5 protein-coding genes are annotated in these 9,328 nt (G+C 40.6%); all 5 read left to right on the forward strand.

Going from position 1 to position 9,328, the window contains the following annotated elements:
* Nucleotides 1–158 precede the first annotated feature (158 nt).
* Nucleotides 159–425: a hypothetical protein gene (locus JXR81_11595; protein MBN2755486.1), complete on the forward strand. Its 267-nt coding sequence runs from the start codon at nucleotides 159–161 to the stop codon at nucleotides 423–425.
* A 541-nt stretch (nucleotides 426–966) separates the two neighbouring features.
* Nucleotides 967–2,082, forward strand: coding sequence for a hypothetical protein (locus JXR81_11600; protein MBN2755487.1), 1,116 nt, complete (start codon nucleotides 967–969; stop codon nucleotides 2,080–2,082).
* Nucleotides 2,083–2,511: 429 nt separating this feature from the next.
* Entirely contained in the window at nucleotides 2,512–4,728 is a 2,217-nt protein-coding gene (locus tag JXR81_11605) for a glycosyltransferase family 39 protein (protein ID MBN2755488.1), read from the forward strand.
* A gap of 133 nt (nucleotides 4,729–4,861) precedes the next feature.
* Entirely contained in the window at nucleotides 4,862–6,826 is a 1,965-nt protein-coding gene (locus JXR81_11610) for a hypothetical protein (protein ID MBN2755489.1), read from the forward strand.
* 116 nt (nucleotides 6,827–6,942) lie between these two features.
* Entirely contained in the window at nucleotides 6,943–9,111 is a 2,169-nt protein-coding gene (locus tag JXR81_11615; GenBank protein MBN2755490.1) for a hypothetical protein, read from the forward strand.
* Nucleotides 9,112–9,328: the final 217 nt, after the last annotated feature.

Below are 9,328 nucleotides of genomic sequence, written 5' to 3' on the forward strand. Positions count from 1 at the left end.
GGCTGAATAAAAGATTAAAAGATGGTTTGGAAACCGCTTAACGTAATACGTGTATTTAAAGTTGACAGACACTTAAATGGGTGGCACCATTTTTTCCCTGATTAAAGATAAAGCCGCTGCGTTCGCACCTGGTTTCCATAACCATACCCGGCGGAAAAGTGTACAGGTTTGAAGCCCTGCCAAACCCTTCACAAAACATTACAAGCATGGAATCGCCGTTTAACATAACCTACACCCAGCTTGGCGGAAAAGGCGCGTCGCTGCGTCCGCTTGATATGACGGGCAATGTGTTGGTGTATGGCGAAGCACCGGGTAATTTTACGTTTGTTGATTCATCAACATTTTCCGCCTACGACCCAAACCTGTACGAACTTACAACCCAGGACAAGAAAAAATTGGTGCCAGACCTTGAAAGTAGAAAGTAGAAACTTAAAAACGCTTTATTTATCTTATTTTATCTGTTAAATTTTAATTGTATTACGGGCAGAAAAAACCTTAGATAGGTTAACAGATGGGACGGCAGCTATAAAGGGAATTCCGTGCTTAAATTATCCGGATACCACAGCTGCCTGGCGATTATCATTCAAGCGGGACAGGGAAAACATTCAACGCAATGAGCTGCCCGGAGCGCAACAAGGAGATTGAAATGTTGAACGCGCATACAATCAGCAGATACAGTTTTACTTTCTACTTTCAAGGTCTGGCACCATTTTTTTTCTTATGTATCTGCTTTCTAAGGATGCCGGCAAGAACAACACGGAAATAGCAGCCCTGCTGAACAAAATGCATCATGGCAGTATAGGCAGATCAATCGCAGGCGTAATAAAGGAACTGTCAACAAACAACAAAACAAAGCAGGATGTGAATAAGATATCTGAAACGTATACAAAAAGACAAAACGTAACAAATATAAAAGCTATAAGTGAGGTCTGACACCTTAACTGGTTTTAAAAACAGGAGGGTAATTTGAAAAAAGTGATTATAATTGCAGCGATTTCTTTAATAGCATTTGTCTTGTCTGCGGCAAATAAAGATGTTTTTACGGCAACTGAGGAATTCGCGTCAGTTACCCTTCCGGAAAAAGGAGCTGTACCTGTAAGCTTTAACTCAATAATTATCGATTTTTCCTGTTATAAAACCGTAAAAAAAGGAACGGTTAATTTCTGCCCGCTGGCCCTTGATAAAGAGGCGAAGTATATCTCTTTTTTAAGCGTCAGGAAACTCGGCAATAACCTGCTCTGCAGGATAATCATGCCGCAAGCGACAAAAGAGCAGGTGAAAGCGGATGAGGAGTCGGAGTCCGGCGGCGAATATGATTTTTCGGAATGGGAGACCATCTGCCTTTTGTCCGGCAACGACGGAAAACTAATCTGGTCATTTAGGGGCTTCATGCCCGATAATGCGCTGATAGAAAATGATACTGCCTATTTTCATGGGGCAGGAAACAGGCTGATTAAATTTAACCTTGCGGAAGGAAAGATTTACTGGGAAGTGGACACTTACAAGCTGGAAACCTACGGGGGATATTTTTCGTATTTCAATACCCCTGTAATAAAGGACGGAGTGGTATGTTTTACCGACAGAGACGGGCATAAAGTAAACGTTAATGACGCCGACGGAAAAGTCATAAATTACGACAGGCCCGTCAATAATTCAACAATCAACCCTGCGCTCGGGATCACGGCGTTAGCCATGGCAGGATATTATTTCTATGAAATGCAGGCTGATAAAAACTATCTGCTGTCCGGAATCGCGCTTGGTTTGAATGCCGCCGGATGGATGGATTACAGTATCATAAATATACCGTTTTTCGATGACAGTCTTTCCAAGGCGTGCATGATGCTCGGCGGGGCAGTCGACCTCGCATATCCGGTCATCACATTGATTAATTCAATAGAAAAAAATGACAACGCGAGTATGTGGAGAGCGGCAGGGGGCATCGGAGTGATGCTGGCCGTCCCGCTTGCCGCGGCATTTTTTATGAATAACCATGATAAAAACAACAAGGAAGAACAGCCCGCGCTCATAGTCCCTCTGGTGAATCAGGAATATACCGGGGTGGATGTGAGGATAAGGTTCTAAAAACATATTCTTATATTTATGCATGGTGTTTAGATTAATTACACGACACCATGCCCCGACTAAAGACTTTAACAAAGAAATCGCTAATAAAATATAACAAAAAACACATGAAAGGTGTCAGACATCACTTATAGCCTTTATCCTTGATGTTGTTTAATAACTTTGATAAATTGGCATCAATAAAACGATATTATTAAATACGGGGAGACAACTAAGGATTCTAATACTCTTCACAATTAATCAGACCGCGAATAATTTAACAAAGCAGAGTGAATAAGATATCTGAAACTTATACAAAAAGGCACGGTGTAATGAATGTAAAAACTTTAAGCGAGGTTTGACAACTAAACTTCTAACTTTTTTTATAAACCTTTTTCAAATATATGATAAAATATAAACTTTCAAACAAGCATTTATCGGGAGAGTATTTTGGAAAATAACAGAATTATTAAATTTATATGTGTAATAACAGGTTTTATTTTTATTTTCATCGGACAGTCGTTTATGTACGCAAAGCCGCACGCTTTGCCGGGCGCTTATTTCTTTCTGCTTTCTCTTATCCCTTTTTTCATCGCGATAAAAAGCGACAAAGGCGCGGAACTTATCGGTAACCTGCCTTTTTTAAAAGGCGTTTTTGAAAAACCGGGAAAATTTGAAATAATAGGGTTTGCTATATTCTTCATAACCGCAGCTTTCTTCAGGTTTCACAGCCTGGACACGGTGCCTATGGGGTCCTTCCGTGATGAAGGAAAGGCCGTCAAAGACGCCATGGATATCATAAGGGGCGTCACGCCAAACGGCGCCGATTCCGCCCTGCCCATATATATAAGACATATCACTGATAACGCCGCTTTATATAACTATTTTATGGCCGGCCTTTTCCCGTTTATCGGAGAAGGTATAATGGGGGCAAGGGCAGCTACAGCTGTCGCGGGGCTTATGGCGGCGGTAAGTTTTTATTTCCTTATACGTTACATGCTTGGCTGGAAAACTGCATTTTTCGCTTCAATGTTTTTTGCCTTTGGCATCTACCCGGTTGCATACAGCAGGCTTGTTTATCACGCGGGGTTTGCCATACTGCCTTTTATTATCTCTTTATTCTACGCGGTAAAAATTTATAACGAAAGAAAAACCGCCGATTTTATTATTTTCGGAATCGCGCTTGCGTTATCCGTTCAGACATATCAGGCGGCACGGATTGTGCCTGTTGCATATTTACTGTTTATCGCAGGGACATTTTTCTTTGACAGGGAATTTTTAAAAACTAATTATATAAAATTATACGCCTCATTTATAACAGCCGTCATATTTATGGTCCCGTTTCTGGTATACGTCATGGAGCATTTTGACTCGTTCATGATGAGAGCTTCGGGTTTATATCTTATGCAGGCGCATAACAGCCACCATTGGTTTAACCAGAATCCAATATTAAATTATTTAATCAGTATAAAAAAAGTTCTTCTTATGTTCAATCATAGCGGCAGTGTGGCTATAAACCTTGGGGCATATAACGGATTGCCCCTTATGGACTTTCTTACAGGCATATTCGCCGCCGCGGGGTTTTTTATTCTATTGGCGGCAGCCTTTACCGGTAATATTTTCGGGATTGTTTTCATCTTTTTTTTAATTTTATTTGCAGCCGCCTCGGCCGCTTTCATAGAAGCGCCTTATCCAAGCAGATCCGTTATGACCATGCCCTTACTATACATTATTGCCGCCTTTGGCCTGTCGGGATTAATCCGCAGCACGCCATCTGCAGGCAGGAAAGTTATATATGTGTTAATCTCTATAGCCGTCGTCCTTACAGGCGTTATTAATTATGACAAGTATTTTATAAAGTACGGCAGGCACAAATACATATACCGCGCTTTTGAATCAGAAAAAAGGGAAGCTGCGGAATATGTAATAAAATTGGGAGACAGCTGGCAGGCCATAATGACGCCGTATTTTATGTACGGGCCGGAGCAGAACACTCCCGACGTTACAATTGCCTTTATGGCAAAGAAAAAAAATAATTATGAAAAACTTACAACCGGCTATAATTTTCCCGTTAATCCGCAGCCCGGAAAAAACTATGTTTACATTCTGGAGAGGGAATACTACTCCATGCTTCCGTCCCTTCAGGCATATTATCCGGCAGGAGAACGTGTTGACTTTATGGAAAAATATAACGACGAAAAAATAATAGCTTTTATCGCCTATAAAGTCCCTTACGAAGAAGCCCTGAAAGGTTTATCTGACAAACCCGAAAAGGGGCTTACCGCGCGTTATTATACCGGCGGCGACTGCGGTTACGGTGATTTGCTTGAAGTCCGGACAGAACCCATGATATTTCACGAATGGGCATATTTTCCGAAAAATGTAACCCGTTTTACTGTCTGCTGGGACGGCAGGATAAGGATAGACACCCCGGGAAAATATATCTTTGACGTAAAAACAAACGAAAGAAAAGAACTGCTTATAGATAATAAACCTATTCTTTCGGGCAATCAGGCAAAAGCCGAAGTTTTGCTTTCAAAAGGAATGCATGACATTCACGTTATGTACAGAAACAACGGCGGAAACCGGTTTGCTTTATGGTGGGCTAAACCTGACAATGGTATTTTAGAAGCGGTTCCAATGGATAACTTTTATCCGAGTAAATAGAACCGGCATTTTAATTTCAGCACAGGCTGTGTAAAACCGCTGATTCCGGGAAAGTATTCTTTCCCCGTGTTACAGGAGATGCAGAATCGAAATAAGAGACGTTTTAAAAAAAGGAAATATAAAAATACTGCCTTTGGCGGTTTCAGCCGCCATTATTACCGGATTTTCACTTATATACGGCTTTTATAACATACCGGCAACAATTGCCGCGGCCGCGGTTATCCTTGTAATATATAATAAATACCGGGATATGCCGCTGTTTGAAACGCAGGAAAAAGATTATTCTTCAATGTATAAATTTTTTATCTTCGCAATTGCCGCGGCCCTTGCCGCAAGGTTTATTTCAATTACTTCAATGCCGTATGATTTTTATACTGACGAACTTAACGAACTGACAGAAGCTTATTTCAGGCTGACAGGGCAGAAAGAATTATTCGGTTACAGTACGCGGTTTGGTTCATCTTTGCTTTATTTCAGTTTAGGCGTAATAATGGCGGTAATGGCTGTTATCCGGGAAAATATTGACCTGTTAAGGTTTATACCCGCGGTTGTGTCCGTACTGACTGCCGCAGCGCTTTATTTTTTTGGAGATTCATTAAAAAATAAAAAACTGGGTGTTATTATGGCTTTTCTGTTTTTGACATCCGGCTGGGCGCTTTTTTTAAGCAGAAAGCTTATGGAAAACATTTACGTGCCTCTTTTTGCCGTCCTTGTATTCACATTTCTTAATTACTATATCCGAAGTAAAAAAGACAGATTTCTGTACCTTACCGGCGCGGTCTATTTTGCCGGATTCTATACTTATTCTTCCTGGGCGCTTATAACCGCGTTTATAGCGTATTTTCTTTTTGAATACAGAAAGGAAATAGGCCTTAAAAAAATTCTGGTATTATCCTCCATCATGGCTGTATCGCTGGGCTTTTACATGCTGCTTTTTACGCAGACAAAAGGGCCTTCGTGGGCAATGGGTATGACTGTTTTTAAGGGTTCCACAGGGGCATTTCAGGCGGTGTTAAATATTAAAAACGTGTTTGTTTTTCTATTACAGCCGATGGAATACAACCATCTGTCACACACACAGCCCGCCGTTTCCGCCACAGAGTTTTTATTTTTTACAGGCGGCATAATAATGGCGGTTATAAATATCAAAAAAAAGATATTCAGGATTATCTTGGCAGGGGTTATTATTTCAGGCACCACGCTGTTAATAAGCAAAGATGTGGCGCACCACCTGCGCCATGTCATGATGCTTCCGTTTATTATAATAACGGCGGGCTTTTTTCTGAACCATATATTAAACAGAAAATACGCGCTTTTTGCCGTTACAGCGCATGTCATGTTATTTATCACCGTACTTTTATACCATTTTAATTTCTGGCCGGCGCAGATGAATATTTCACACAGGTCCAAACAGGCGTCTGATTACATAAACAAAAAATACGCCAATAATGATTATATTTTCATTCATGAAGGGGTTGTTTACGGCGATTTCCCGATGTATCTTCGTACAAAGGCGGCTTATAAGCCCGCAAAAGAACCCAAAACAATTATTCTTCTTACCAACTATTTTATGCGCCAAAATGTTAAGTCAGTTTTCCCAAAAGCCTCTGTAAAGTATTTTTATGATTTTCAGGGTAATAACCTTCATACTTACGCGCTGTACGAAATACCCGTAAAGCAGGGAAGCGGGCTTGCTGAATACTTCAGCGCCCTTAAAACAAAAATGGAAAAACAGCAGGTAAAAGCCTGGGAGCAAAAATACGCGGAAGGCTTTAATATAACAAAAACCTATCTGGAAATAACCGGCAATGACCCTGTTAAAATACTGGCAAACACGCTGTTAAACGTGCAATACGTACTTTTCTGCGGCAGCACCGGAAAATATAATGACCTTTTTGCCGCCGCGCAGGACCCGGATAAAAAAATATATCCCACGGCGGACCTTATGGAATTTTTTGCAAGAATCCTTTACATGTCAAAAGATTATAAGAATTCACACTATTTTTTCACCCGGGCTTACCTGCTTGCCCCGGAATGGAAATACGTTTATTGGCAGGCGGAACGCTCCAAATACATGATGCAGCAGCCACAGCAATAAATTTACGCCGTCAAAAGCGAGGGGAAATGATCGTAAAAACGGAAGAAATATTAAACGGATTAAAAACACTGCCACACAAAAGGATTTTTGTATATATCGCTTTATATTTCGCTATAATGTTTTACACATTTCCAACCGCGTGGCTTCCAATAGACAGAGGGCTGGACAACTCTCACTTTTACGCCTTTAACCACCTTTTTGCCTCTGATATGCAGGCAGGGCGTGATATTATTTTCACCAAAGGCCCTTTGGGTTTTTTGCTTGGCCCTCAGCCAATCGCGAAAAATATGGAAACCGCGTTTGTATTAAATCTGGCTGTTTACAGCTTTTTTATTATCGGCGCGCTTATTTTTATCCGCGTATACCATAAAAAAGGGGGGATTGTCCCGCAGGCCCTGCTGATTATTATAACAGTATTCTTTCTGAATATATTTAACCGCATGGGCAGGATAGAATTTCTATATTCAATGATTGTGTACTTATACCTTTATATCTACGAAGTTTCCGAAAGAAAGAAATACCTTGTTGCCGCCTCTCTTTTTGCCGCTTTCGCGGCCCTTATTAAACAAAGCAGCGGGGTTTTTGGGCTTCTTGCGGTATTATCCTATTTTGCGCTTTCCGCGGGAAAAAAAGGCGCGCTGCGCGGTTTTGCCTTAAGCATTGCGGTTTCTTTTTTCGGTTTTCTTGCCATGTGGCTTATGATTTATGGAAACCTGCAGGGGGTAATAACATATATACAGTCCGCGGTTTATTTTTCCGCGGGACACACGATCGGAATGGCTCTGGAAAGCAAATACAGCAGGGCAGTCATAGCCGCCGGTATTTTATTATGGATTCTTGGACTTGCGCTTATAAAAGATAAGCCGGCTGCAAAATCACTGCTTATTTTATTAATGCCTTTTCTTTCCGTGCTTAAATATGTATTCGGCAGGGAAGACGCTTATCATTATCTTGCTTTTATAATCTTTCTTATAATAATGCTGTACTTTTCCATGTTACACATAAGAAAATTAAAACCCCTTCTTATTTATACCTGCCTGGGTATTATTTCTATCGCGGTTATATTCACAAATATTGCCGGAACGGAATTCGGCATATACGCAAAAAACGATGTATTTAAAAAGTTCTTTATCGCCGACGGTTACAGAAAAATACTTGATTTTTCAAAGTATAAAAAAGCCATGATTTATCACTCTGAAATAAAACTTAAACAGTCAAAAATCCCCTCCGAAATACGCGATAAAATAGGGAATAAAACCGCGGATGTTTATCCGGTGGAAATTTCATATATACCGGCCAATTACCTTAACTGGAAACCCAGGCCCGTATTTCAGTCTTATATAGCGTATCTTCCCTGGCTTGAAAATAAGAATCTGCAATTTTTTTCAAAAGACAGCATTCCCGAATATCTAATATTTGAAAATATCTCCGGCAAATGCGCCACCCTTGATGACGGTTATGTTTTTAACGATGAACCGCGGGTGATTATGAAAATACTGGAAAAATACCACCCTGAATCGCAATATAATCAGCGTATTATTTTCCGCAGAAATGAAACCTCCGCTAAATGGCAAAACGAAGAAACAACAGAGGATGAAGTTTCTTTCGGTGAATGGATTCAGGTTCCAAAACAGCGCGGGATTGTTACCTCCGCGCGGGTTAAAGTTAAAAAGACTTTTTACGGAAATCTTAAAAGTTTTTTTTACAGGGAACCAAAACTGCTAATATCTTACATGACAGAAAGCGGTGAAATTTACCGCCACAATCTTCCCGCCGGAAATATAGAAAACGGCATCTGGATAAGCCCGTATATTACAGACCCGGGAATATCCCTGATAAAAGCGCAAAGTTCCGGCGCGCCGTACGGCCTTAAAAGAAACAGCAGAATTAAAACAGATATAACAATCCGCGAGGACGGATGCGAAATAGTCCTGTACGGCCGGATATCGGAACCCGCAATCGCGCCTGAAATATACGCGGTATTTGAAAACAGCTTTGACCGGTACGAATTCAAAACCGAACAATCCGGCATCGGGCCGGAAAAAGGCGCCCTGTATCTGCGTTTTGACCGCCATTTGCTGCCCAAAGGCGATTACAGCGCTGGTTTAAGGATTAAATCCGCCAGCAGAAACAATACCGCCCTTATTATGGATAAAAAAATACACGTTGATAAACACAAAGATTATATTCACGGCGCGTATGTTACCGCCGTAAAACTGGAATTACGGGACAAATATTTTTATGCCGGTAAATTCAAGTTAAAGTGGGTTAATTATAACCGGTAAGAAAGGTAAAACAGGGGACATGTCTTGACCTGATAGCTGATAAAAATATTACCACGTCTGCAAAACTGAACAGGTATCTTATTAACCTCTCTGTTTAAAATTACACAACACCGTGCCTTGACTCAAGACTTTAATATCGAAATCACTAATAAAATATAGCAAAAAGTGTATTTTTTTATAAATAATAGTATTTTATGTCTACACTTCAAAGATCAAA

The sequence above is a fragment of the Candidatus Goldiibacteriota bacterium genome (genome assembly GCA_016937715.1).
Lineage (GTDB): Bacteria > Oederibacteriota > PGYV01 > PGYV01 > PGYV01 > PGYV01.